Annotated in this window: 19 protein-coding genes and 1 pseudogene; 8 read left to right on the forward strand and 12 right to left on the reverse strand. The window is 58.8% G+C overall.

What is annotated here, in order from left to right; all coding sequences use genetic code 11:
* Positions 1 to 621, reverse strand: a complete 621-nt coding sequence (locus tag ACIPZB_RS18085) for a hypothetical protein (protein ID WP_400641920.1) — start codon at positions 619 to 621, stop codon at positions 1 to 3.
* A 169-nt stretch (positions 622 to 790) separates the two neighbouring features.
* On the opposite strand from ACIPZB_RS18085, the gene ACIPZB_RS18090 reads away from it, so the two are divergent.
* The 3 genes from ACIPZB_RS18090 to ACIPZB_RS18100 all read left to right on the forward strand — a co-directional run bounded on the left by ACIPZB_RS18090 (position 791) and on the right by ACIPZB_RS18100 (position 3,346).
* On the forward strand, positions 791 to 1,516 hold the full coding sequence (locus tag ACIPZB_RS18090) for a tellurite resistance TerB family protein (RefSeq protein ID WP_400641921.1): 726 nt from the start codon (positions 791 to 793) through the stop codon (positions 1,514 to 1,516).
* Positions 1,517 to 2,256: 740 nt separating this feature from the next.
* Positions 2,257 to 2,970 (forward strand): ferric reductase-like transmembrane domain-containing protein, encoded by a 714-nt coding sequence (locus tag ACIPZB_RS18095; RefSeq protein ID WP_400641922.1) that lies wholly within the window; start codon positions 2,257 to 2,259, stop codon positions 2,968 to 2,970.
* Positions 2,963 to 3,346 (forward strand): cytochrome c3 family protein, encoded by a 384-nt coding sequence (locus ACIPZB_RS18100; protein ID WP_400641923.1) that lies wholly within the window; start codon positions 2,963 to 2,965, stop codon positions 3,344 to 3,346. The genes ACIPZB_RS18095 and ACIPZB_RS18100 overlap by 8 nt, the downstream gene beginning before the upstream one ends.
* A 103-nt stretch (positions 3,347 to 3,449) precedes the next feature.
* On the opposite strand, the gene ACIPZB_RS18105 is transcribed toward ACIPZB_RS18100, so the two are convergent.
* The 10 genes from ACIPZB_RS18105 to ACIPZB_RS18150 form a co-directional block, all read right to left on the reverse strand.
* Complete coding sequence (locus ACIPZB_RS18105; protein WP_400641924.1) at positions 3,450 to 5,144, reverse strand: hydantoinase B/oxoprolinase family protein; 1,695 nt, start codon at positions 5,142 to 5,144, stop codon at positions 3,450 to 3,452.
* A complete protein-coding gene (locus tag ACIPZB_RS18110; protein ID WP_400641925.1) occupies positions 5,141 to 7,192 on the reverse strand; it encodes a hydantoinase/oxoprolinase family protein in 2,052 nt (683 codons plus the stop codon). The genes ACIPZB_RS18105 and ACIPZB_RS18110 overlap by 4 nt, the downstream gene beginning before the upstream one ends.
* A gap of 53 nt (positions 7,193 to 7,245) precedes the next feature.
* Positions 7,246 to 7,959: a TorF family putative porin gene (locus ACIPZB_RS18115; RefSeq protein ID WP_008095823.1), complete on the reverse strand. Its 714-nt coding sequence runs from the start codon at positions 7,957 to 7,959 to the stop codon at positions 7,246 to 7,248.
* 132 nt (positions 7,960 to 8,091) lie between these two features.
* A complete protein-coding gene (locus tag ACIPZB_RS18120) occupies positions 8,092 to 9,387 on the reverse strand; it encodes a purine-cytosine permease family protein (protein WP_400641926.1) in 1,296 nt (431 codons plus the stop codon).
* 158 nt (positions 9,388 to 9,545) lie between these two features.
* Positions 9,546 to 11,321: an aminopeptidase P family protein gene (locus tag ACIPZB_RS18125; RefSeq protein ID WP_400641927.1), complete on the reverse strand. Its 1,776-nt coding sequence runs from the start codon at positions 11,319 to 11,321 to the stop codon at positions 9,546 to 9,548.
* On the reverse strand, positions 11,321 to 11,860 hold the full coding sequence (locus ACIPZB_RS18130; RefSeq protein WP_008095827.1) for a peptidylprolyl isomerase: 540 nt from the start codon (positions 11,858 to 11,860) through the stop codon (positions 11,321 to 11,323). The genes ACIPZB_RS18125 and ACIPZB_RS18130 overlap by 1 nt, the downstream gene beginning before the upstream one ends.
* A 126-nt stretch (positions 11,861 to 11,986) precedes the next feature.
* On the reverse strand, positions 11,987 to 12,475 hold the full coding sequence (locus tag ACIPZB_RS18135) for an Lrp/AsnC family transcriptional regulator (RefSeq protein ID WP_008095830.1): 489 nt from the start codon (positions 12,473 to 12,475) through the stop codon (positions 11,987 to 11,989).
* A gap of 576 nt (positions 12,476 to 13,051) precedes the next feature.
* Positions 13,052 to 14,761 (reverse strand): murein L,D-transpeptidase, encoded by a 1,710-nt coding sequence (locus ACIPZB_RS18140; protein ID WP_400641928.1) that lies wholly within the window; start codon positions 14,759 to 14,761, stop codon positions 13,052 to 13,054.
* A 524-nt stretch (positions 14,762 to 15,285) separates the two neighbouring features.
* The gene (locus ACIPZB_RS18145; protein WP_400641929.1) at positions 15,286 to 15,666 is read right to left on the reverse strand and encodes a YcgJ family protein; all 381 of its coding nucleotides are present in this window, start codon (positions 15,664 to 15,666) and stop codon (positions 15,286 to 15,288) included.
* Between the two features lie 23 nt (positions 15,667 to 15,689).
* On the reverse strand, positions 15,690 to 16,580 hold the full coding sequence (locus ACIPZB_RS18150; RefSeq protein WP_400641930.1) for a LysR family transcriptional regulator: 891 nt from the start codon (positions 16,578 to 16,580) through the stop codon (positions 15,690 to 15,692).
* Positions 16,581 to 16,682: 102 nt separating this feature from the next.
* On the opposite strand from ACIPZB_RS18150, the gene ACIPZB_RS18155 reads away from it, so the two are divergent.
* Together ACIPZB_RS18155 and ACIPZB_RS18160 are read left to right on the forward strand one after the other, a co-directional pair.
* Positions 16,683 to 18,053 carry an MFS transporter gene (locus tag ACIPZB_RS18155; protein ID WP_400641931.1) on the forward strand — a complete coding sequence of 457 codons (1,371 nt, stop codon included), beginning with the start codon at positions 16,683 to 16,685 and terminating at the stop codon, positions 18,051 to 18,053.
* A complete protein-coding gene (locus ACIPZB_RS18160) occupies positions 18,034 to 18,450 on the forward strand; it encodes a DUF4440 domain-containing protein (protein ID WP_400641932.1) in 417 nt (138 codons plus the stop codon). The genes ACIPZB_RS18155 and ACIPZB_RS18160 overlap by 20 nt, the downstream gene beginning before the upstream one ends.
* Before the next feature lie 285 nt (positions 18,451 to 18,735).
* On the opposite strand, the pseudogene ACIPZB_RS18165 reads toward ACIPZB_RS18160, so the two are convergent.
* Positions 18,736 to 19,311: pseudogene (locus ACIPZB_RS18165) on the reverse strand (PAS domain S-box protein); the annotation flags it as partial.
* 90 nt (positions 19,312 to 19,401) lie between these two features.
* Between ACIPZB_RS18165 and ACIPZB_RS18170 the strand changes: the two are divergent.
* From ACIPZB_RS18170 to ACIPZB_RS18180, 3 genes are all read left to right on the forward strand, one after another.
* A complete protein-coding gene (locus ACIPZB_RS18170; RefSeq protein WP_400641933.1) occupies positions 19,402 to 20,631 on the forward strand; it encodes an MFS transporter in 1,230 nt (409 codons plus the stop codon).
* A gap of 496 nt (positions 20,632 to 21,127) precedes the next feature.
* Positions 21,128 to 22,465 (forward strand): DUF1254 domain-containing protein, encoded by a 1,338-nt coding sequence (locus ACIPZB_RS18175; RefSeq protein ID WP_400641934.1) that lies wholly within the window; start codon positions 21,128 to 21,130, stop codon positions 22,463 to 22,465.
* Between the two features lie 42 nt (positions 22,466 to 22,507).
* Positions 22,508 to 23,995 carry a DUF1254 domain-containing protein gene (locus tag ACIPZB_RS18180; RefSeq protein ID WP_400641935.1) on the forward strand — a complete coding sequence of 496 codons (1,488 nt, stop codon included), beginning with the start codon at positions 22,508 to 22,510 and terminating at the stop codon, positions 23,993 to 23,995.
* The last annotated feature ends 193 nt before the right edge of the window (positions 23,996 to 24,188 follow it).

A 24,188-nucleotide genomic window follows, 5' to 3' on the forward strand; every position in this document is an offset into this window, starting at 1 on the left:
CTATTTACTGCCGTTTTCGGGCGATTCCGAAACCGGCATCGAGGACTCACCTGCAATTCGCTTGACCAGCGCAGCATGACCGCTGGCCTGGTCGCCGCGGGAAATGACCTGGATGACGGCCATGCGATCACCGGAGCCTGCAATAAAGGTGCTGTTCAACGTTTTGCCGCCGCCCAGGGTCGCCGTACTGTCGACTTGTCGCACACCTAGGCCGTTGAGGTTGAGGCGCGATTCACCGGTTTGTCGAAAGTCCGACAGCTCGGCGCTCTGGCGGTCGACGAAACCACTGACGGCGCCATCGAGGAAGACATCGTCGTTGTCGCCGGGGCGAGAAGCTTCGGGAAGCGGTTTCTCGACCACCATGACCACGCGCTTTTCCTGCGCATTGGCATACAGGGTACCCACGCTGCCGGCGCCTTCGCTGCTCTGTTCATCGGCGCTCAAAGGGCTGGCGGTGTAGCCTGCCGGCAGGTTGAAGCTGAACTTGCCGCCGAGCACCGCGACGTTGATTTCAGGTATCGGCTTGGTGGTGGGTTTGCTGGCGGCATGCAGGTTCGACAGCCCCACCAGGCCGACCACGGCCAGGGTCAGCGTCAGGGTTCTTTTGTTGAAAATCGACATACAGCCTCTTATTGGGGCATGGGATGGGGCATCGCAGGGTGGGTATGCTCACATAAACCTGCCAGCTCGGTAAGCCTGCGTTTCCCGTCGGTCAGACGGTGATGGCGGATCGCCTTGAGGGGGCTATCGTTGCTTGTCTGGGCAACGACTACCGACCGAGGGCGGTACCATGAACACCAGCGATCTACTCGAACAGTTACTCCGGGCCGGGCAAGGCTCGCAAGCGCAACAAGGGAGCGGCGGCATGTCTTCGCAAGACGGCCTGGGCGGTTTGGGCGGCTTGCTGGGCGGTCTGCTTGGCGGCGGCGGTGCAACGGGTGGCGGTGGTGGCCTGGGTGGTTTACTGGGCGGCCTGTTGGGTGGCGGAGGTGGCGGCAGCGCTAGCGGCTATACCCAGGGGCGCTCCTCAGGTGGCACCAATTACGCGGCCCTGGCGTCATTGGGCATGATGGCGTTCCAGGCCTATCAAAGCTGGCAGCGCAGCCAGGCGGCAGCCCCGCAACAGGCGGTGCGTACTGTCGATCAATTGTCCGGCCCAGAGGCCGAGGATCACAGCCATGCAATCTTGCGCGCGCTGATTGCGGCAGCCAAGGCTGACGGTCGCATCGACAAGCAGGAAGAACAGTTGATCTACGCGGAAATCAAACGTCACACCAACGACCCGCAACTGCAGCAATGGCTGGATGATGAAGTCAGCAAGCCACTCGATGCCGCCGAGGTGGCTCAGTCGGCCCAGGACCCGGCCATGGCCGCGGAAATGTACCTGGCCAGCGTGATGCTGGTGGATGACCAGCAGGACGCAGAGCGGGCCTACCTTGACGAACTGGCTGGCGCACTGCAAATCGATCCGACTTTGCAGGTGCACCTGGAGCAGCAGGCCAAGGGAGCTGCTTGACCGGGCTGGGATGCGTGCGCAGGCAAGGCCTGGAGATTGCATTCACGCCAGTCGGTGCCGAAACCTGAAAGGGCTGCCATTTGGCAGCCCTTTCAGGTTTGAGCGGCATGATTGGACACTGACTCAAGGCTCTTTTGTCAGTGCTGGCCTCATCGCCGGCAAGCCGGCTCCCACAAAAGTATCAACAGCCTCAGGCTTGCGTTGTACCTGTGGGAGCCGCGCTTGCCGGCGATGGGCCGCGAAGCGGCCCCAACTTCCAGACATTTACCTTGGGTCAATAGCGGCCACTCTCGACTGACCGCTTTCGACCTATAACGGACGGTGGCGACATGCTTCATTGGGCCAGAAGCTGCCGTTGGCGGAGGCCTCTCTGGTAGTAGGGCCAATGTGGGCAAAGTCGCTTCACGTATCAGTGAGTTCCTGAGGGCAGCATCAAAGCCGCCTGCAATAGAGCGCCGATGAACAACGCGTCTGGGCAATTCAGCCCAGCCCGGTAAAGTGGCGTTCTGTAGGCCGAGTGTCATGCACACGCTCCCGAGCAACCTTCGTCCCCTCATCACCACCCCACATTTGGACCGCTTCAGGTTTGGATATGACTCGGTCTGCACATGTCCTATCTTACGGAATCAAGAATTGTCACGACCAACAAAGAACAAGGCATAAAAGCAATAGGCTTAAGTGCTCTTTAGTAAGATAATTTCCGCGCGAAACTCGGTTTCCAGCTTCCATGGAGGAAGGTTATGACTGCAATAATTGGCCGTTTGACTTTGATAATCGTCGCGCCTTTCTTTGTACTTTTACTTACAAATGCAAAACCTGGAATAGGCCTTGTTTGGGATTTCGCAAATATCTCAGGACTCTTCTCCGCAGTGTTTATGCTTATCCTATTCATCTATAGCGGTCGACCTCTTGGCAAGCCGTATTACGATGGAAAATTCTTCATGAACCTTCATCGAGACCTTGGGTATGCAGCAACAGCGCTAGCGGTCATACATATTGGTACTCTATTGACTAAAGAACCTTTAACCCTAGCCTACCTACTGCCTTCAGCATCATGGACCATGCAGAGCGGCATGTGGGCAATAATTCTGCTGATTTTCGCGTTGCCTGTTAGCCTCCCGAGTGTGCGAAAAAAAATGTGGCGAACTCAAAAAAGCTTCAAGCGCTGGCATTACGGACTCAGTGTGGCCATAATGCTTTTGACATTGCTACACATTGTCGGCGCTGGATTTTATATAAAGGAAATTTGGAAGGTTACATTTCTCTCTGCCGTGGCTGCCTTGATTATTTTTCTACCGCTACTGCCACGCAAGCCTCTAGAACGGGGTGACGGGCCAAGAAAGCGCAATACCGGAATACTAGCAAGTTGGTTGGCCTGCTGTTTCATGGTTGTCGTCATACTCCTGGCGGCTGGATATGCGTTGTTGGCAAATAGCGATTTACCCTATGAGTAAATTAAATCTTTTGTTGCCGGTGCCTTTGATCGTCGCACTCGGATGCGCACTTGATTATGGTCACGGCGAGCTCGTCAAACATCGCCCCCTGCTTCCTCTCGATTTCAACCACCAAGTTCATGGAAGAGTTAATTGCCTGACGTGCCATCATGACTATGCCGATCATTCTCCCTCCGCGCCCTCCGGTGAGCGAACCTGCCTGCTGTGCCATAAAAAAACACCGACCTTAGCCCTGCGCATCGAGGAAGACTTCCATAATCTTTGCCGAGACTGCCATTTAACAAATATTCAGCGACTGCATACGGCTGGCCCAGTACGAGAGTGCCAGGCATGCCATGTGCAACCAATTATTGAGACAGACGTTGCAAGACCGTAAAAATGTCATGCGTCAAGATCGAAAGCAGTCAGAGAACTACTTTCGACCACCGCTTAAATTTAACGACACTCACTGTCTATGTTTCTTAGTGACAGACAAGTAATCAACCTTGCTTTGAACACCTTTCCATCTGGGAAGGATAGTCTCGCCTCGCCTGCTCTTTCGAAATATAGCCGTCATGAATATCCATAAGGATTGCTTCAAGACTGCGCTCTGTGGCGGGCCCCCAACCACCGCCGTTGGCGGTGATCAGCCGTAATAAATCTCCTTTCTCTATCGCTACGCGGTTTGCCCGGCTGAAGCGCTGGCTCTGTCCGTCCACACGGATGACTTCGGCGAAATTGCAAGAGCCTTCCTGACCCCCATCAATGCCCCACGGAGGGGTAATGCCCCGCCCGAAGAAGGTCGAGATCCAGGCCTTCGGCGAGAGGATCCGGTAGTCCAGGCGTACCCCGCGTCCACCCGCATGCCGCCCTGCACCACCGTCCTGCTGGTGGAATCCGTAATGCTCCACCAGTACTTCATAGCAGCGCTCGGTCAACTCCACCGGAAGGTTGCTGGTCTCACCGTTGCCGACGCAGAACTGGCCACTCTCCCCGTCCTTGTCATGCCCCGCGCCCCAGCCCCCCACCAGCGGCTGCACCAGCAGGTATTCCTCGTGGGTGCGCGAATCCCGTCCATTGAGCACCATCGAGCACACCGAGCCCAGCTGGCCAGCGATCAACCGGTCCGGCAGGGCCAGTGCCAGGGCGCGGCGCACCACATCGGCAGCCGTTACCATGGACTCGAAATAGGCCGACACCGGCGCTGGGCGCTCGGCCGTACAGATGGTTCCTGGAGGACAGATCACTTCGATGGGACGGAAACAGCCTGCATTGGCCGGTATTCCGGGGCGCACTACCCCCATGAAGACTTCACGTACCGCCGACTGCAAGCCGCACAGCGTATTGTTGATCGGCCCCTGGGCCTGCAGGCTGGAGCCGGTGAAGTCGGCCACGAAGCGCCCCTCGCCGATCTCGACACGGACCTTCACGGTAAACGGTCCATTGCCCAGGCCGTCTTCATCGATCACATCTTCGGCATGGAACACGCCCTTGGGCAAGCCGGCGAACGCCGCCAGCACCATGGATTCACCGTGCTCCAGGAGGCGCTCGATGGCATCCAGGGTAGTGGCCTCACCGTATTTGCCGACGATCGACAGCAAGCGCCGCTCACCCACTCGCAGGGCGGCCGCACAGGCATGCAGGTCGCCGAGGGTCATCTGCGGCAGGCGCACGTTGGCTGCGATGATATCCACCAGGGCCTGGTTGATACGGCCCTGGTCATAGATTCGCACGGTAGGGAATTGCAAACCTTCCTGGTAGATCTCGCTAGCGTCGGCACTGAAGCTGCCAGGGTCCTTGCCGCCAACTTCGGTCCAGTGCGCCTTGTTAGCCGTCCAGGCCAGCAGGCGGCCTTCATGGAACACCGGCATGATCATCGACACATCCGACAGGTGCGTGCCGCCGCCGGTGTAAGGGTCATTGGTGATGAACATGTCTCCCGGGCGGATCTCGTCCAGCGGGAACTTGTCCAGCACGCTGCGCACGGCGCCATCGAGGGTACCGATGAAGCCGGGAATGCCATTGCCCTGGGAGATCAGCTGGCCGCGGGCATCGGTCAGGCCGATGCCATAGTCCAGCGCCTCGTAGATGATCGGGCTCATGCTGGTGCGCTTGAGCGCCAGGAACATTTCCTCGCCGATGGCCACCAGGGCATTCTTGATGATTTCGCGGGTGAACGGATTGGCCGTGCTCATTGCGCCATCTCCTGCACGTTGATGTGGATGTGAAGCCCACCGTAGGCATCGATTTCCAGCCGGTCGGCCGGGCCCATCACGGTGGTCGTAGTGGCTTCTTCGATGATCGCCGGGCCGTCGATGCGCATGCCATGAAGCAACGACGAACGCCGGTACAACGGCGTGTGCAGCGGCTGCTCGGGCTCGAACTCGACCCAGCGGTGTCCAAACAGTGCAGCTTCGGCCGAGGTGCAATCGGTGCTGCCAATGGGGTTCATCGGCGACTTGGGTACCGTGCCAAAAGCCACGAGGTGCAAGTTGACGACTTCTATGGGCAAGTCGAGTCGGAAGGTGTACGCCTGTTCATGGCGAGTATGGAACTGTTCAAGGATGGGACCCAGCTCCAGGCCTTCGAGCATCACCTTGACCGTGTGTTCCTGACCGCTGTAGCGCGCGTCGATATGCCATTCGAATCGCAAGGCCTCGCGGGGCATATCGTCCTTGGCGAACGCCGCCGCGGCTTCGGCTTGAAGGCCTTCGAACGCAGCCCCAAGCCCAGCCAGACGATCGTCGTCCAATGCTTGCAGATAAGTTTGGATATAGTCGCGACGCGCATCGAGCATGAGCATGCCCCAAGCGGAGAAAACCCCCGCGAACGGCGGGATGATGACCTTGGGAATGCCCAACTCGCCCGCCAGTGCACAGGCATGCAATGCGCCACCGCCACCAAAGGCCATCAGCGCAAAGTCGCGGGGATCATGGCCGCGGTTGACCGAGATGAGCTTCAGCGCATTGACCATGTTGGCGTTGGCGATCTGCAGTACCCCGTGGGCGAGCATCTTCGGGGTCACACCGAGCTTGTCACCCAGCACGCCGAAGGCCTGCTCCACGGCGCCGAGGTCTGGTGTGATGTGGCCACCTGCGAAATCTTCCGGGTTGATACGCCCGGTATAGAGATTGGCATCGGTAGTCGTCGGCACCTGACCACCCCGACCGTAGGCCACCGGCCCAGGTCGTGACCCTGCGCTCTGCGGCCCCACCCTGAGGCTGCCGGCAGCATCGATCCAGGCCAGGCTACCGCCGCCGTTGCCGATTTCAACGATATCCACCACCGGCGTCATGATCGGGTAGCCCGCACTCACCGCGTCTTTCTCGATCACGTAGTCATTGCTGATATCCACCTTGCCATGATGGATCAGCGAGCACTTGGCTGTGGTGCCACCTATGTCCAGCGCCAGCACCTGGGATTCACCGATCAGTTCGCCATAGGCCTGGGCACCGAGCATACCGCCCACAGGTCCGGATTCCACCAGGCTGATGGGGTCTTGGCGGGCGGCGCGTACCGGGGAGATGCCACCGTTGGATTTCATGATGAACGGTTCGTGCTGCAGTCCACGTTCTGCCAGGTGGCGCGACAGATTGTCCAGATAGTCGCGGGTAGCGGGCATCACATAGGCGGACAGCACCGTGGTGTTGGTCCGCTCGTACTCGCGTAGGGCGCGGCTGACCTGATGGGATGCGATTACCGCCACTTGCGGCCAGTGCGCTTGCACCGCCGCCATCAGTCGCTGCTCGTGAACCGGATTGCAGTAGGCATGCAGCAAGCAGATGGCAATCGCCTGAACGCCTTCAGCGCGCAGACCATCGAGCAGCCCGGGCAGCGGCGTCAGGTCCAGCGGCGTCAATACTTCACCGTGATGGTTCAGTCGTTCGCTGACTTCCAGGCGCAGATGCCGTGGCACAAAGGGAGGCGGCTTGCGGTAGCGGGTGTTGAAGATGTCTGGGGTGTTACCGCGTGCGATTTCCAGCACATCGCGAAAACCACGGGTGGTGAGCAATGCAGTCTTGACCCCTTTGCGCTCGGTCAGGGTATTGATCACCACGGTGGAGCCATGGGCAAAGAAGCTGATATCGCCATAGTCCACGCCACTCTTGGCCACTGCATCAAGCAGCCCCTGTTCGAAATGCGGTGCAGTGGTATCGGCCTTCACAGCCTTGATCACACCGTCCTGCAGGTACACCAAGTCAGTGAAAGTGCCACCGATATCGGTAGCCACACGAATTGTCATAAATCCTCCGGCAGTCGTGCAGGCGCCGGCAGCCGCAGCTGCCGGCTGTATTTTCAGAATGTGTGGGAGACCGCGAAGATCAGGCGGCCATCGTTGCGTAGGTATTCGCCGTCGTTGTAGAAACGCCCGGACAGATCGGTATCGACCCAGCTCAGCTTGGTATTGATTGGACCGAAGCTGCGTTTGAGAGCAACTTCCCAGTTGGTGTATTCGTGGCCGCCTGTCTCGTCGCGACGACGGTAGTAATCACCATAGGCGTGACCGACCATGAAGGTCAGGTCCAACGCCAATGGCAGATTGAAGGTGTAGTCAGCGGCAACGTAGCGCGAGGCCCGCGACGTACTGATCAGGTCGGGGGTGTAGTAGTAATAGGTGTTGAAATTGCCGTAGCCGAGGCTGAGACCGAGTTCTGTGTAGTTAATGTTGTAGTTCGTCGATGGGAAGGTGTAGTAGTACCCGATGACGCCATAACGCACACCATTCTCCAGCTGGCCGTTATAGCCGCCATAGAAGTCCCATTCGATATTCGCGCCGTCATCATAGGGGTCACCGCTTTCAAAACTGTCGGTGCTCGATATCCAGGTACCGACGAAGGCGCCACTATCGCCTGCCCAATCCAGACTAAGACTCAAGGCAGGTTTGTTGCCGGAATAACCAATGCCCCGGGTCTGGTATTCCGTCGTCAGCGCCAGGGTGCTGGACACTCCAGCATTGGCGGCGCTGCCCCATCCGAGGATGCCCAGCAGTACAAGAAAAATGCGAATCAAGGAATCTGCTCCTGAACTTCTTGAGGTTGTTATTTGCGTTTCGGTTGGCAGAAGAACTGTCGTTGTAGCCAAATGCGGGCATGGCTTCGCCCGCCGGGGACACGCCCGGAAAATACGGTCAGCGTCAATGGATCAGGGTGCTGGGCGTGAGGACGCAGTCAACGGCACGGGGGCGAAGCGATAGAGCACCAGGTAGGCGACCAATGCCACCAGCAGCGAGTCCACAGTGGGTTGCGACGTCAGGGTCCATCCTTCGAACGAAGTCATCCATGCAACGCCACTCGCCAGCGCCCAGCTAAACAGCGCGGGCCAGCCGAATGGCCGCGAACGGGCCAGTTCAGCAAGAGCGTAGTGCTGCCGGCGAACCGCGAAGAAGTCGGCTACATAGATGCTCGCCAGCGGTGGAATCAGGATGCTGAGGGTCAGAATGAAGTCGAGGAAGTGACTCATGAAGCCACCTACCGCAAGCACCGTCGCGACCAGGCTACCGGCCAGGGTGAGTTTCCAGTTTGCGGCGCGGCTGACCGTTGCAAGGGTAAGGGTCGCCGAATAAAGGTTGGCCGTATTGGTGATCCAGGTGGAGAACATCAGTACCGCCAAAGCCGGTAACAGAACGCCCAACACCGCCATCACCTGCATGATCTCCGCTTGGCCGGTGATGATCGACAATACCCCGCCAACACCCAGCACGAAAGGAAAACCCAACGCCATGCCGAGAACGGCGATCAGCGCGTCCTTCTGGGTACGGGCATAGCGGGTGAAGTCTGGCATCAGCACCGGCGTCAGGATCACCATGCCGATGGTGCTGGCGATCACCAGCGACAGGCTGTCACCCGAACCTGCAAAGCCTGCCAGTTGTCCGGGCACAGTGCGCTGCAAACCCAGGTAGAGGGCGAACAGCATGAACGCGGCCATGAGCGGCACCGACCAGACCGACAGGCGGTCCAACCCGCGCAGGCCATAAATGGCCATCAGTGTCATCAGTCCGCTGCCCCAGATACAGTGCACCCAGGCCGGCGTGTCTATGCCCCAGGCGCTATGCAAGGCACTGGCCACGGTACTGCCAAAGATATCCGCTGTGGCCGCATAGAACCCAAGCAGGGTCACCGCCATGATCAGGTTGATCAGTCTTGCGCCGTGCCGGCCAAAGGAAAACTGCAGCACCATGTAGGTGCTGAGCCGGGTTCGAACCCCTACCAGCGCGGTCAACGCACAGAGTACCCCGAGCAATCCGCACACCCCGATGAATACCCATAGAGCGGCGCTGAAGCCCACCTTCTGCGTCACATCCGAGCCCAGCCAGAACACCGGCAGGGTCATGCCGATGCCCAGGGTGATCAGCGCCAGCCCTACCCCGGAGACCGTTTCGGACTGCGGCACTGGCCGTCGATCGTAGCCATCGGGAATCACTTCTTCATTACTGCTCATGTTCGCCTCTAGACCGGCTGTGGCCCTGCCCCGGGCAATGGCCCGGGATGAACCGATTATTGGAATTGTGTCAGGCGCTCGCGAACGCAGGAAACATGTTGCCAGCCCGGTGAAACGCTAACTGCGCTTTTGCCGGGCCGTGGAAAAACAATCGACGGTTATTTTCCCTCAAACTGCAAATTGTTCACGTTGGTATGCCGCACCAGCCAAGCGGCCACGTCCGGCTCCAGCAGCGGCGCCAAGGTGAGACAAACGCGGCTGTGGTAGTCATCCAACCACTGGGCCTCGTCCTCACTGAGCAATGCCCGGTCGATCAATTCGATCGACAGCGGCACCAACGTCAATGCCCGGAATGCCAAGAATCCCGGGTGGCTTTCGCACTCGACCACTTCGTAGAGGTTCTCGATGCGAATACCCAGTTCACCGTCCAGGTAAACCCCGGGTTCGATGGAGGTGACCATGCCCACCTGCAAAGGTACTTCGCTGGCATGGGGTGCAATGCGCTGCGGACCTTCGTGGACGTGCAGGTAACTGCCAACGCCGTGCCCGGTGCCGTGGGCGTAATCCAATCCCTCCCGCCATAGAGCTTGGCGCGCCACGCTGTCCAATCGCTGACCGCTTGTGCCGGCAGGGAAGATGCAACTCGCCAGCGCGATATGGGCCTTCAGTACGGTGCTGTACAGGTAACGCTGGCGCCCGGTGGGCGGGCTGCAAGCCAGTACCCGAGTTATGTCGGTAGTGCCTTGTGGGTACTGACCACCGGAATCGATCAGCAGCAGGTCGCCCCAGGCGATCTTTGCTGCTTTTCCAGGCTTCGGAAGGTAGTGCGGTTGCGCGCCATTGGCGCCGCTCGCAGCAATGGTGTCGAAACTCACGCCACGGTAGTCGCCATGCAGAGAGCGCCAGCGCTCCAGTGACTCCACCACTGACAATTCACTCTGCCCACGAAACCGATCACAGTGTTCATAGAACCCATGCAGGAACCGGCACAGCGCCACGCCATCGATACGATGAGCCTCCTGGCTGCCCCGCAACTCTGCGGGCTGCTTGCATGCACGCCGCAACAGCAACGGATTGGCCACCTCATGAATGCTGCAGTCTGCCAGCTGGAACTGGCGATAGACCGCAGCTGTGCAGGATTGACGATCGATCCAGACAGATTGCCCATGCAACTCGGCAATAGCGCAATACAGTGCCTGTGGCGGACACACACTGACTGATGACGGCAACCAACCCTCGGGAAGCTGCAAGCGTTCGTGATCAATGAACCACTGAAGGCGGCCGCTGACATCGAGCAGGCCGCAACTGAATGGCAAAGGCGCGATGGAGATATCCTGCCCACGCACGTTGAGCAGCCAGGCAAGCATGTCCGGTGCGGGCAACCACAAGGCATCAGAGCCTGCGTCGCGCAGCTGTGAGGTTAACCCGGCGAGCTTTTCCATACTGGATATCCCCGCGTAGTCGAGCGCCCATGGCAACACCGGGCTGCGTGGCGTGTCGGGGCGATAACGCCAGCAGCAATCCACGGGATTGTCGAGCGTTTCGCTCCACGTAATGCCTACCTGTCGAGCCATTGCCTGCAAACGATCGCACGCCTCGACACTGTGCAGGCGCGCATCACAGGCCAGCGTCCCGCCATCAGGCAAACACGTGCGCAACCAGCCGAACAACTCAGCGTCGTCCAGCGCCAGGATATCCAGATGCCGCCCGCACTCCAGCCGGGCCTGCTCGGTATAGCGACCATCGACCAGCAAGGCCGCCCGGGTTGCAGTCACCAGCGCCAATCCGACGCTGCCAGTGAACCCGGTCAACCAGTGCAAGCGCTCATCAGCGGGAGCTAGGTCTTCATTGAGATAGCCATCGCTTCTCGGCACAAGAAAGGCATCGATGCGCCGACAGGCCAGCTCCTTGCGCAGTGATTCGAGACGCTCCATCACAAGCCTCGCGGCTGGCGATACGCCCGCAGAATGCGAATCTCTTCCTCGGGCTCCAGGTACTCCTGTGCTCCGGCACGGCCCCAGATCGCCTCAACCACTGCCATCCCTGCGCATACTTGGCCGAAAGCGGCGAAGCCCAGGCCATCAGGATGACGCGCGCCACCATAGTCAAAGTGCGGCTGATCACTGATGCAGACGAAGAAATCCCCTTCGGCGCTGTCGGCTGCCTCTCGCCCCAGGGAAAGGGTGCCATGGCGATGACTTAGACCGGTCTGTCGTGTGGTTTCGAGGGCGATCATCGGCAGGTTGCTGGGTGCCAGTGGTCGTGTGCCGCCATGGATCACACTGATCCGCACGGGGTCCTCAGCGTCCTGGTTGTCGGGATTCACGATGCGAAAGATGCTGCTGCCGTCATAGCGGCCGCTGTCGACGTAAGCCAGGAAGTTAGCCGTGGTCAAGGGCGCTTTTTGCTCGAAGAGCTCGACGGTGAAAGCGCCCAGGGCCGTTTCCAGGGTGACGAAAACTGAGTCGGACATCGCGGTTCTCCATTGAAAAGAAACCGCTATTTTCCGCAACAGTGACGGTGCAAAAGGTCGAGTTAGCGCCAATGGACGGCAGTTGCTGCGGCATCGCTACGCCTTTAGCGCAGATTGTGCAGCTATTCACTCACGCCAGATCAGATTCTCCAGCGGATAGCCTGCGAACCACTTGATCTTGTCGAGAATCATATTGCTTTTGATCTTCAGGATGTTGGGGTTCTCATCCAACAACTCTTCACACAGCTGATTGAAATCTGCGACCGTAGAGCAAGTCGCAAAAGCGATATAGTCGTACTCGCCGTCCACTTTCAAGCAATCCAGCAACTCGCGGCGCTTGGCGATGAGGCGCTCGAACTGCACACGATGATGCCCGGCGTGATCGCGCAGGCTGAACATGACGTAGGCCATCACGTTGATGCAAATGGCGTCGAGATCGATCGAGGCCATGTAGGCTCGAATGTAACCGGCATCCTCCAATGCTTTGGTACGTTGCAGGCAGGCGCTGGGCGACAGGTTGACCTTTTCCGCCAGCTCCAGATTGCTGATCCGCGCGTTGTTTTGCAGGTTTTCCAGGATCGCCCGATTGATACGATCGAGCTTCATTCTTTTCATATGCCCCTCATTGGCCTTCGCTCCAACCCAGCCTGCACTCTAACTGAACACTTCAAGAGAATGGGAATTTGAGCAACAGTCCAGCCTTGCGCGATAGCCTGCTACGTGTCTAACACGGATTAAGTGGTGTCCGCTTTAGACCGGTTACTGACCTTGATGAAGGGTATCTTTGGGGTCGATAGCTGCACCTGCCCAAAGTGATGATGCCAGTGCTGGCCTCATCGCCGGCAAGCCGGCTCCCACAAAAGCATCACCAGCCCCAGGCTTGCGTTGTACCTGTGGGAGCCGCGCTTGTCGGCGATGGGCCGCGAAGCGGCCCCAACTTCCAGACATCTACCTTGGGTCAATAGCGGCCACTCTCGAGCCGTGCTGATCGGTAGTAAGACAGACCCTGTTCGGCCACAATCGATCACTCAGTTCAAGCTGGGACGCACCGCATGCTCACCACTCTCGCCATCTGCAACTACCGCTCGATCAACCATCTTGTATTGCCGCTAGGCTAGCGTATTCGAGCACAGCGCAAGTGGACATGCTCCAATCGATGGGCGTCGCAATTTATGGTCGCTCATGCGCTGCCTAAATCTGGCTCTGCCCTGTGACCACCATCGTCGTTTCTGCCTGCGGCAATGCCAAGGCGGGCAGTACTGAAGGCAAATTCAACTGCCGCAATAGCGGCGTGTCGTAGCCATAAATGTCGGGCTTGAACGTCACCCGCCCCTCGGTGCTCAAGTCGACCGTCCAATAGGCCAGCAACACCGGTACCTTGACCGGAAGCTTGATGTGCTTGGTCCTGCCATTGGCCAACTGCTTTTGAATCCCCTCGCTGTTCCAGCGCACCGGGTCGTTGAACAACAACTCGACCAACTGCAGTGGATTCTCCACCCGAATACATCCGGAGCTGGTGGTGCGCACGGGCTTGGCGAACAACTCGCGATGCGGCGTGTCGTGCAGGTAAATCGCATAGTCGTTGGGGAAACGAATGACCACCTGCCCTAACGAGTTGGTAGGGCCTGCGTCCTGGCGCAGCGTGAGCCCGCGCGCGTTGTTCCAGTCGACGTTCGCTGGATCGAGTTCGTTGCCAGCACGATCAAGGACCCTGATCCGGCTGGCCGCAAGGTAACCCGGGTTCTGCTGAATCTTGGGCAGCATATCCTTGGTCAGAATCGTCGGCGGCACCGTCCAGGTGGGGTTGAAGGTGATGTAGGTGATCTCGGACTGAAACACCGGGGTGCTGCGCACAGGCTTGCCGACCTGCACCCGGGAACGCCAGATGGGTTCGCCGTCGCGGTAGAACGCCACTTTGTAGCCGGCGATATCGACTACGACAAAAGTGCCATGGAGTTTGTAGAGCAGCCAGCGCGCCCGTTCCATGTTCACCCGGACCTGATCAATCCGTGCCTCGACAGGCACATTCAGCGCCGCCAGGGTCGCCGCCCCAGCCACGCCATCCACGCCAAGATACTGATCGACCTGATACTTCTTCACCGCAGCAATGACTTTATCGTCGTAAGCACTGCGCTTGCCCTTATGCGGCTCCAGATAACCACCGGCCACCAGACGGGCACGCAACTGTGCGACCACAGCGCCGTCCATCCCCGGCTTGAGTGACTGCCCTTCGGCGACTTTCGGCCAACCACCGGCATCGCGAACCTGACGCAACTGCGCCAATGCCTCACGCATGCTCCTATAAACCGCCTCTTGCGGCGGCGCCTGGGCGAACGCACGGGCCACATCGTGAGCATCCAGGGCAGCAAAGAAACTGTTCACATCTTCACGGGGATCAACACCGATCGGGTCGAAGTTCCAATGAAAATCCAGCCGCGACGGATTGACCTTGCCGCGCCGCAATTGCAGGAGTGCGGTGATGTAGGTGCGGGTCAGCGCGATATCAAAAGCCGCCGTTTGCGCTGGCGTCGGCGCGGAGGCCTGCAAGAACGATTGAGCCTCGGCCAACTCGTCGCCCCGGAAGTCTGCAGGGTTCAGACCGTCAGCTTGTATGTCATTCAGGCTCTCGAGCAACTGGGTGATATCGCGCCCGTCTGTCCAGGCAGCGCGATAGTTGCGATGGGAATAGAAATCGAGAACAACGCGATTGATGTCCGCGCGTTGATGCTTGCGAGAGGTAATCAAGGGAGGAAATGACGATACCAGGGGTTCAAGCGCGGCCTGGATCCCTTGTCCAACGATGTCGTCAGGCGCTGCAGTCGCCGGACTGACCTGCGCAGATACCGACAACACGATCTGCGACGTCTCACCCAGCGCAGTGCCGCTGATCAGAAAGACCATAAATAAAGCACGGCTTATGACGAACACCCTTGATGATTGCACCTTGGATAATCCTTAAATCTCTCGCAAATCAGAAAGCTAGCGTCCAAACCGCTGCATGGGCGCTACAAAGCTTTGGCTTTCCACTTACAGCGCTACAGTTGACGTCGGCCTTTCATGCCCACAGCCTACGCCGATTCGCTTGAAGTTGCGCTGACCAAAGCCGCTCCAAATGCCGATGCCAAGGTCATCGCCCTGGCGGTTCGTGCCACCCAATGCATCCATGCCCAAGGCGCTGCTCCGGCGCAGAGACTTGTGCTTCCGGGTGTTTCCTGTTGCCACCGGCAGCAGTTGACCGATAGCCGTTATCCGTGACAGGCTGCTTCGGGTCGAAAGTAGTCACTCGCGACCGACCGCTTACGACCCATAGTTGCCGGTGACCAAGGGCAGATGTCGGCCAGAAGATCGGTCAGGATGGATTACTCCAACTCTACCCCATGACATAGAAGGTCATCGGTGCCGCTTCCTACGACAATTTTCATTCCCTAGCGCTTGGCGTCAGTTACCTCGCCAAACAATGCAGTGGTGTATTTCCTGGAAACAGCGCCGCTTCTCTGGCCGTTCGCGCCGTAGTACCGATCCTCACGACATAGCCGCTCCTTCACGTCGCAGAAAATTCCGTTGGCAAAGGTAAATTCGGTCAGATCTACGTTGCTGGACGTAAACACCTCAGCCGCCGCAGCCTTCTTGCCTAAATACTGCGCTGTCAGCTCATGGGAAATCCCCTTGTCATTGGCGCATACGTAACGGTCGCAGAGCACACCCGACGCAGGCGATTGGATCGTAGCCTGGTCCTTGGCGTGTGCGGGCATCACGCCCACGGTAAGCAGCAGCGCAAGAGAAAATGAAAGATTTGATTTAGTCATGTAGTTGTCCCCTTTTATGGGTTTCAGAAGGCTCCAAGCCTATCGCACAAAAAATCAATGAATACCCGAGACTTGTGCGGCAAATGGCCGCCATTCGGAAACACGATGCTGATCGACTGGCGGGGTAACGAATAATCCGGCAGCAGTCGATGCAGCGAACCGCTGGCGATATCCTCCTCTATCATCCAAGCGGGCAGCACTGCCACGCCCAGAGAGGACAGCGCCATCGAGCGGATGACCGTCGATGAGTTGGACTCGAAGCCCAGTCGGCCGGCGACGTCTTCAACGACGCCCGACACGTGCCGCAATGCCCATTGAGTCGGACTCTGCAGATTGCTGTTGGCAATCCAGGGCACCTGGGCAAGATCGGTGGGGTGACCCACTGGATGGCGGACAAGAAACTCCTCGGTAGCCACGAGCAAAATTTCATAATCCGACAACTTTCGACTTTTGAATGCCGAATCGGCGAGACTCCCCAGGCGGACGACCAAGTCTAGTTTTTCGGCCACCAGATCATTCAGCGAAGCGTTGCAATCATAACTGATCGTCACATCCGGATATTGCGCTGAGAACAGGGGAAGTAACGGCAAGATAAAGCGCTCTCCGTATTCGCTGGTGGTACTGATGCGCAATTTTCCCGAAACACGATTACGCCGACGCAATACATTCTCAAAGGCGTTGTCGATATCACGGACAATATCCTTGAACTCCTCGTAAAATGCTTGGCCTGCCTCAGTCAGCGCAATGGCCCGAGTATTGCGTATCAACAAGGTCACAGCGAGCCCCTCCTCCAGCGCCTTGATGTGCAGGCTCGCCATGGCTTTGCTGATACCCAGGTAGTTAGCCGCCTTGGTATAAGAACCGAAGTCCACCACCGCTAGAAAAGTCTGAACCCTGTTGAGTGGATGCTGCATGGCCACACGCCCCATTGTTTAATTCCATTAAACTAGCTTTCAAGGATATCGACATCGACATTGCTGCCTCGCCCCCCTACTCTACCCGAAAAGGGTTGAAACATGACGTATCGTTACCGTATTGCAACAGTCTTCCTCATCGGCTTTTTTATAGACTGCATCAATATATTCATGTCAGCCGTGGCACTGCCTAGTATTACAGCTGACTTGCAGATAAGTAATTCTACTATCGCCTGGGTCGCCAATGCCTACATTCTGGGTTTGACGCTGATCATTCCAGTCAGCACTTGGCTGGCTGCCCGCTGGGGCGCCAAAGCAGTGCTGACCGGGTCGATGCTTCTTTTCAGCGTGTCAGCATGGATGTGCGGCCAAGCCACCCACTTCAGTGACCTCGTTATCTGGCGCTTCATTCAAGGCCTGGCTGGCGGGGGGATAATCCCCGTCGGGCAAGCGATGACGTTCAACCTGTTTCAAGGTGAACAGCGGGCGCGGATCTCAACACTCATCATGGCCGTGGCACTGATTGCCCCAGCCCTGTCCCCGACCTTGGGCGGAATGATCGTCGTTCACAGCTCCTGGCGTTGGGTATTCCATTGCAATGTTCCTCTATCGTTGATCGCCGCTGCCTTGGCTTGGCTTTGGGTCAATGACAGCGCCTTGACTGCACCTAAGGCTCGTCCTGATCTGATCGGCCTGCTGCTGGTTAGTGCAGCACTGATCAGCGTGCTGATGGGGATGTCGCTGTACGGAGCCGGCTACAGTGCTGCAGTTGCTTTGTGTTGTGTAATCCTTGCAGCCGTGATCGCAGTCTTGTATGTCGCCCATTACCGCCGCACGAGCGAAGCCATCGTCGAATTGCGTCTGCTCGGCAGTCCGCGCCTGCGTATATCCATTCTGGTTTACTACGCGATTCCCGGCATCTTTACCGGGGTAAACCTTCTAAACATCTTCTTTTTGCAGGATGCGCTGCATTTCAGTGCCCAAGCCACCGGCATGTTCATGATCCTGTATGCCAGCGGGGCGTTCGTGGCCATGCTCCTGTGCGGCAAGTGTTACAACCAGGTAGGCGCCAGACGCTTGTTCATTCTCGGCATGTGCCTGCATAGCGTTGGCATCGCTGTTTTGTTCCTGGTCGAAGCTCGCTCCGACCTGGCACTGCTGATAACCGCTTACAGCCTGATGGGTATCGGTGGTGGCCTGGGCGCTAACACCGCGCAAACCACTGCATTGATGGACTTCACAGGTCACGACACGCACAAAGCCAGCGTGATCTGGAACATCAATCGCCAGATGACCTTCAGCCTGGGCACTGCGCTGTTCCTGATGATGTTCAACCTGCTCGCTGACCACGTTGAGCCGTCCAGGGCCTACCACTTTACGTTTCTCATCGCGTCGGTGGCGGGACTACTTCCTCTTCTACATATCGGCGTCCTGAACGCCCCTAAGGACTGTCATGCACAGCAACAAACTTGATCAGGCGCGACGCAGCGTTCATCACATCCATGAGCTGATCCACAGCATATTCACTTCTCCCACGGAACAAGCCAGCGCCGCTATCACTGCGCTTATGCCGGTGTTTGCCGATACGTTCACCATGGTCAGCACGGCGGGCGCAGTCTTGAGCCGCAAGCAGATAGAACAGATGTTCAAGCGCGTGCAGGGCACCCGGCCCGGTCTGGAAATCATCCTCAGTGATATAGAACCTCTTCAACAGGAAGGTGACCGCGTGGTCCTGCGTTACAAGGAGGTTCACCGTCTGCTGGGTGTAGAAACGGCGCGCCTGTCAGTGGTGCTCCTCGAGGTGATGACTGCAGGCGCACGTTGGCACTACTTGCAGGAAACGGCAGTTAGTCAGGATCTAGCCCAATGACTGATTGGAAGATGCGTACCTTGCCTTCGGCAGATCAATGACTGCATTGGTCTCGCGCCGGCCGTTCGTCAGTGCCTGCCTCATCGCCGGCAAGCCGGCTCCCAAAGGAGGATCACCCGCCCCCAGGCTTGCGTTGTCCCTGTGGGAGCCGCGCTTGCCGGCGATGGGCCGCGAAGCGGCCCCAACATCCAGATGTCTGCTATTGGGTCGAAAGTGGACCACATGCCTATGCGTCCTCCAGCAGCTCCAGGGCACGGTCGAAGTCGAACAGTGCGATCTGCACCTGACGTCACGCACGGAGGCGCAGACGCAGACGCAGACACCGCGCCCTTCCAGGTTGGGCAGGTGAGACAGACCTATTTCCACAGAGAACAGGCTACCGTCCTTGCGCACACCGCGCAGATCCTCCAGACCGAGGCCCATTTGCCGCGTGGTGCCGCTGGTGATGAAGCCATTGCGCAATACCGCATGCCGTTCGCGCGCATGCTCCGGCACCAGCCGTTCGACGCCAGACCCGACAAGCTCGCCCTGGTCGTAGCCGAACAATGCATCCAGTTGTGGGTTGGTCATCAGGATGCGACCGTCTGCCCCCACGACCAGCATGCCATCCGGGGAGGCCTCGATGATTCCGCGGTGCCAGGCGTCGGTAGCCCGCAGTGCCGTTTGCTAAGCTTCCAGTTCCGTCGCCTGGCGCTCCAGCAGGCGCGTCTGCACCGCCATCGAAAGTGTGCGATCGCCGGGCCGTTGGAGGATGGCCAACCCGGGGCTGCAGCGAAGTCCGCTTTCGGCCAATTGCGGCCGCTCTGCCCGGCACCTTTCATCGATTACAGTGATGATTACTATCGAAGGCCCTGCCTGTTGGGTGGCCAAGACCGCCCCCTATAATGGCTTCCACTTCCCCCCCGCTCCCCCGCCTGATTCAGGCGAAAGTCCCCTCTGGAACCCCGCACCATGCCAAGCTCTCCCCTGGCCTCTCACGGCCCCCTCGAACATCGTCAACAAAGCGTCAAGCAGCAGTGGCTGGCGATTCTTTCGGTCGCCGTGGGTGCCTTCGCCCTGGTGACCAGTGAGTTTCTCCCGGTGGGCGTGCTCAACGATGTCGCCAGCGATCTCGGTATCAGCGCAGGCCAGGCCGGTCTGATGGTGACCCTGCCCGGCATCATGGCCGCCCTCGCCGCTCCTTTGCTGTCGGTCGGCATTGGCGCGCTGGACCGTCGCTACCTGCTGATCGGCCTCACGCTGATCATGATCATCGCCAACGCGGTCGTGGCCTACGCCAGCGACTTCAACCTGCTGCTGTTCGGGCGCGTGCTGCTGGGTGTCAGCATCGGCGGCTTCTGGGCTACCGCCATCGCCCTCAGCGGCCGCCTGGCTCCCAAGGGCGTAGGCGTAGCCCAGGCCACCTCGATCATCATGGTCGGTGTGACCTTGGCCACCGTGCTGGGTGTGCCGGTAGGCACCTGGTTGAGTGGCCTCATGGGCTGGCGCATGACGTTCCTGGCCACCGCGCTGGTGGGCGTGCCGGTGCTGCTGGCTCAGGTCCTTCTGCTGCCGCGGCTCAACCCGGACAAGGCCATTCGCATCAGTGACCTGCCGGCGCTGTTCATCAACCCGCAAGCTCGGGTGGGTTTGATCGCGGTGCTGCTGATTGGCCTGGCGCACTTTGCCGCGTACACCTATGTCGCCCCCTTCTTCAAGCAAAACGCAGGTTTCGATGGGCCGACCATTGGTTCGCTGCTGTTGCTGTATGGCGTGGCCGGGGTAATGGGCAACATCTTTGCCGGTTTCGCCGCCAATCGAAGCGTGCGTCACACCCTGATGCTGGTCGCATTGATGATCGCCATCAGCACCGCCCTGTTCCCCCACTTCGCCACCGGCATGACCGGCGCTGCGATGCTGATCGCGCTCTGGGGCTTCGCCTTCGGCGCCTTCCCGGCCTGCGCCAGTATCTGGATGTTCGTCGTGGCGCCCAAGGACGTCGAACGCGGCATGCCACTGTTCGTCGCCATGTTCCAGGTGATCATTGCGTTGGGCTCGTTCTTCGGCGGGCAGATCGTCGACCAACTGGGCAGCTCGGTGCTGTTGAGCCTGGCCACGGCCCTGGTGGGTTGCGGTTTCGTTACGGTGCTGGTGCTGGGGCGTAATGTCAGCAATAGCCTGGCGGTTAGCCCGACTGCTTGACCCACAGATACACCTCTGCCCTCAAGACTTGCGCTGTATCTGTGGGAGCCGGCTTGCCGGCGATGAGGCCGGCACTGCCAACCGATACCAGTATCGTTGAAGGTGGAACGGACTATCTATATTGGGTCGAAAGCAATCAGTCGAGCGTGGCCGCTATCGACCCATAGCTGCCCTACGTCACTGCTAGCGTTCAAGAGGTAACAATGTCGGCGTTAAATGATTACGCCGTACCAGGCCACTTAGAGTATCACCGGCTAGACTTCGAAGCGGCTTGGAGAGCGATATGCTGAGTGCGGAGTTGGCCGTGCCGTCCGCCGAAGTTCGCTAATTCGTCTCCTTTGTTCCTTCAACTGCAAGGACGACGACTATGCGAACGGCACAAACAGGCTTTTGCACAGCCTTCTTGGCTTTGTCACTCAGCGCACCACTGGCGCAGGCCGCCGAACAACCCCAGCCAAGCGCGCCTCAGCTCACCCAACCCAGCACCGACGCGCTCATGCATCCGGAATACGTGAAAACCATCGCGCGCATGGCTTATCTCTGGGGCTGGCCGATGGTCAACATGATCAACCGCTATGAGCGCATCACGAAGGCGCCTCACCCTGGGCTACTGGGCGGCATCTTGCCAGCGGCGCCGCGCGGTCAGTTGGGCATGCTGCACGATTACATCACCCCTGCTGAAACCTTTGTCACCTGCCCCAACCAGGATGTGGTGTACGGTCTTGGCTTCTTCTCCCTGGACGACGAGCCCGTGATCGCCCAGGTGCCGGACTTCGGCGAGCGCTTCTGGGTGTACGCCATGTACGACCAACGTACCGATCAGTTCGGTGAACTGGGGAAGCCCTATGCCAGCAAGCCTGGTTTCTACCTGCTGGTGGGCCCGAACTGGCAAGGCGAAAAGCCCGACGGCGTGGAAGCGATCATCCGCAGCCCCACGGCGCTGGCCAACACCATACCGCGCGTGTTCATGGACGATACGGAGGCCGACCGCGCTGCTGTGCAGGAAAAACTCAATCAGGTCGTCTTCTACCCGCTCAAAGATTTTGACGGCAAGATGAAGATCATCGACTGGAAGAAAACACCCGACATCCCGGTGCCCAATGCAGACAGCGCCAGCCAGGGTGAAACTAAGTGGGTCATTCCGGAAAAATTCTTTGATCAACTCCCGCAAGTGCTGGACACCGTCGCGCCGATGCCGGGCGAAGAAGCTCTCTATGCCCAGTTCCGCCAACTCATGGCTATTGCCGCAAAAGACCCGGCCATCAAGAAGCTGCTGGTAGAGGAAGCCAAGCTGGCCGACAAGGAACTGATCGCGCCTTTCTTCCAGTGGAAGCACAACGGCCGCCCGGCGGGCAATGGCTGGAACCGCTCGGCCAACAACGCCCAATGGGGCGTGGACTATTTCAACCGCACCGGTACCTCCAAGTCGAACATGTTCGACAACCGCCCCAACGAAACCCAGTACTTCTACACCGACTTCGATGGCAATGGTGCTCAACTCAATGGCGCCCACAGCTACGAGGTCACCTTCGCCAAAGGTGAAGAGCCGCCGGTGCAGGGCTTCTGGTCGCTGACGTTGTACAACCAGCACCACCTCTTCAGCGCCAATGCGCTCAATCGTTACTCGCTGGGAACCAAGAACAAAGACCTCAAGCGCAATGCTGATGGCTCACTGACGGTCTACATCGGCCCGGTATCCCCTGGCAAGGACCAAGAGAACAACTGGCTCCCGTCACCTAAAGAGCCCATCTCACTGTATATCCGGGCGTACTGGGGCAAAGAACCGATCCTCGATGCAAGTTGGAAGCCGCCAGTCATCAAGAAAATCAAGTAAACCTCGCGTTGCGACGCTTATCATTGCGCAGGAGACTGTTTGATGAGTTCCATTCGACGGGTATTTACGCTGTCCACCCTGGCGGCTGCACTGGCAACCCTACCGATGGTGCACGCGGCGGATCAGGCACCGGCCTCGCCGCTGATCCAGCAGATCAACAACGGCAACTGGCTTGAGCCCAAAGAAGCAGAAAGCCTGCGCGATGAGCTGTATTACCAGCGCGCAATCCACGCCTACATGACCATGTTGCCGGCGCTCAACACCATTGGCATGAAAGACGGTTCGGAAGCTGCCTTCGGCGCCGGCTACAACGTGTTGCCGATCTGGAAGCAACGCATGGACGCCCGCACCATGGTGCCCACGCCAAACGCCGACGTGATCTACTCCATGAGCTACCTGGACCTGAAGCAGACCGGCCCGCTCGTGGTGAAGGCCCCTGCCAATGTCATCGGCATGTTCACCGACTTCTTCCAGCGCACGCTGACCGATGTCGGCGCCGTCGGCCCCGACCGCGCACGCGGCGGCCTCTATCTGCTGTTGCCGCCGGACTACAACGGTCCCGTGCCTGGCGGCTACTTCGCGGTCAAGTCGCGCACCTACAACGTTTTCCTGTTCTTCCGTACCGTCATGGCCAAAGGCGAAGGCAAGCCTGACCCGGCACCGGCGGTCGCCAATGCCGAAACCACCCGCGTCTACCCGTTGTTCACCGTGGAGAAAGACGTCAAACCGATGCAATTCCCCGACGCCAGCGGCAAGGCGCTGAACATGATGTACCCGGTTGACACCACTTACTGGACCAAGCTAAAGGCCTTCGTCGATTATGAGCCGGTCGAAGCCATCGACCCCGAGCTGCGCGGTGTGCTGGCCTCGATCGGCATCATCAAGGGCGAACCCTTCAAGCCCACGGCCCGGCAGGACGAGCTGCTGAAGAAGGCCGTCGAAACCGCGCCGAAGATGATCCTGGCCAATCGCCAACTGGGCCGCGAAGACAAACGCAACCTCTATTACAAGGACCGCCAGTACGAGAATACCTGGGCTGGCGGCACCAACGACTGGATGCAGGACAGTTACCTGGATGTCAACCAACGCGCAAACTTCTTCCAGTTCGCTTATTCATCGGCACCGGCCATGGTGATGCACACCACCGGAGCGGGCTCGAAGTACCCCTTCACCGGGCGCGACAAGGATGGCAAGTTCCTCGAAGGCGGCAGCACCTACAAACTGCGCTTGCCGCCGAACCCGCCCGCGGCGTTGTTCTGGGCAGTGACGGCGTACAACATCACCGACGGCACCATGCCCGAAACCAAGCAACTGTTGCCCTCCACCAACGGCTACTACGACATTCCCAAGCAGGCGGACGGTTCCCTGGAAATCTGGTTTGGCCCCGATAAGCCGACCGACGTGGCTGATGCAGCATTTATCCAGACCATACCGGGCCGCAACTTCCTCGTAGCATTGCGTTTGTATGGAAGCGAAGACGCCTTCTACGACCAAACTTGGAAACCGGATGACGTGGTGAAGGTCAAGTAAAGCCTACTAAGCTGGCGATCTGAGCTGTCCGCCAGCTAATCAATCCAATGGCAGCTATGGGTCGAAAGCAGTCAGTCGAGAGTGGCCGCTATCGACCCACAGTAGACCTCTGGATTTTGGGGCCGCTTCGCGGCCCATCGCCGGCAAGCGCGGCTCCCACAGATACAACGCAAGCCTTGGGGGGCTGGTGATA

This window comes from Pseudomonas sp. NPDC089396 (genome assembly GCF_044749545.1).
GTDB lineage: Bacteria > Pseudomonadota > Gammaproteobacteria > Pseudomonadales > Pseudomonadaceae > Aquipseudomonas.

Coding starts and splice junctions, on each gene's coding strand:
- ACIPZB_RS18125 (WP_400641927.1), bottom strand. CDS start 11,321: ATGGAGCGTCTCGAATCACTGCGCAAGGAGCTGGCCTGTCGGCGCATC.
- ACIPZB_RS18105 (WP_400641924.1), bottom strand. CDS start 5,144: ATGAGCACGGCCAATCCGTTCACCCGCGAAATCATCAAGAATGCCCTG.
- ACIPZB_RS18150 (WP_400641930.1), bottom strand. CDS start 16,580: ATGCAGCATCCACTCAACAGGGTTCAGACTTTTCTAGCGGTGGTGGAC.
- ACIPZB_RS18095 (WP_400641922.1), top strand. CDS start 2,257: ATGACTGCAATAATTGGCCGTTTGACTTTGATAATCGTCGCGCCTTTC.
- ACIPZB_RS18180 (WP_400641935.1), top strand. CDS start 22,508: ATGAGTTCCATTCGACGGGTATTTACGCTGTCCACCCTGGCGGCTGCA.
- ACIPZB_RS18085 (WP_400641920.1), bottom strand. CDS start 621: ATGTCGATTTTCAACAAAAGAACCCTGACGCTGACCCTGGCCGTGGTC.
- ACIPZB_RS18100 (WP_400641923.1), top strand. CDS start 2,963: ATGAGTAAATTAAATCTTTTGTTGCCGGTGCCTTTGATCGTCGCACTC.
- ACIPZB_RS18175 (WP_400641934.1), top strand. CDS start 21,128: ATGCATCCGGAATACGTGAAAACCATCGCGCGCATGGCTTATCTCTGG.
- ACIPZB_RS18160 (WP_400641932.1), top strand. CDS start 18,034: ATGCACAGCAACAAACTTGATCAGGCGCGACGCAGCGTTCATCACATC.
- ACIPZB_RS18170 (WP_400641933.1), top strand. CDS start 19,402: ATGCCAAGCTCTCCCCTGGCCTCTCACGGCCCCCTCGAACATCGTCAA.
- ACIPZB_RS18120 (WP_400641926.1), bottom strand. CDS start 9,387: ATGAGCAGTAATGAAGAAGTGATTCCCGATGGCTACGATCGACGGCCA.
- ACIPZB_RS18090 (WP_400641921.1), top strand. CDS start 791: ATGAACACCAGCGATCTACTCGAACAGTTACTCCGGGCCGGGCAAGGC.
- ACIPZB_RS18140 (WP_400641928.1), bottom strand. CDS start 14,761: ATGGTCTTTCTGATCAGCGGCACTGCGCTGGGTGAGACGTCGCAGATC.
- ACIPZB_RS18110 (WP_400641925.1), bottom strand. CDS start 7,192: ATGACAATTCGTGTGGCTACCGATATCGGTGGCACTTTCACTGACTTG.
- ACIPZB_RS18155 (WP_400641931.1), top strand. CDS start 16,683: ATGACGTATCGTTACCGTATTGCAACAGTCTTCCTCATCGGCTTTTTT.
- ACIPZB_RS18135 (WP_008095830.1), bottom strand. CDS start 12,475: ATGAAAAGAATGAAGCTCGATCGTATCAATCGGGCGATCCTGGAAAAC.
- ACIPZB_RS18145 (WP_400641929.1), bottom strand. CDS start 15,666: ATGACTAAATCAAATCTTTCATTTTCTCTTGCGCTGCTGCTTACCGTG.
- ACIPZB_RS18130 (WP_008095827.1), bottom strand. CDS start 11,860: ATGTCCGACTCAGTTTTCGTCACCCTGGAAACGGCCCTGGGCGCTTTC.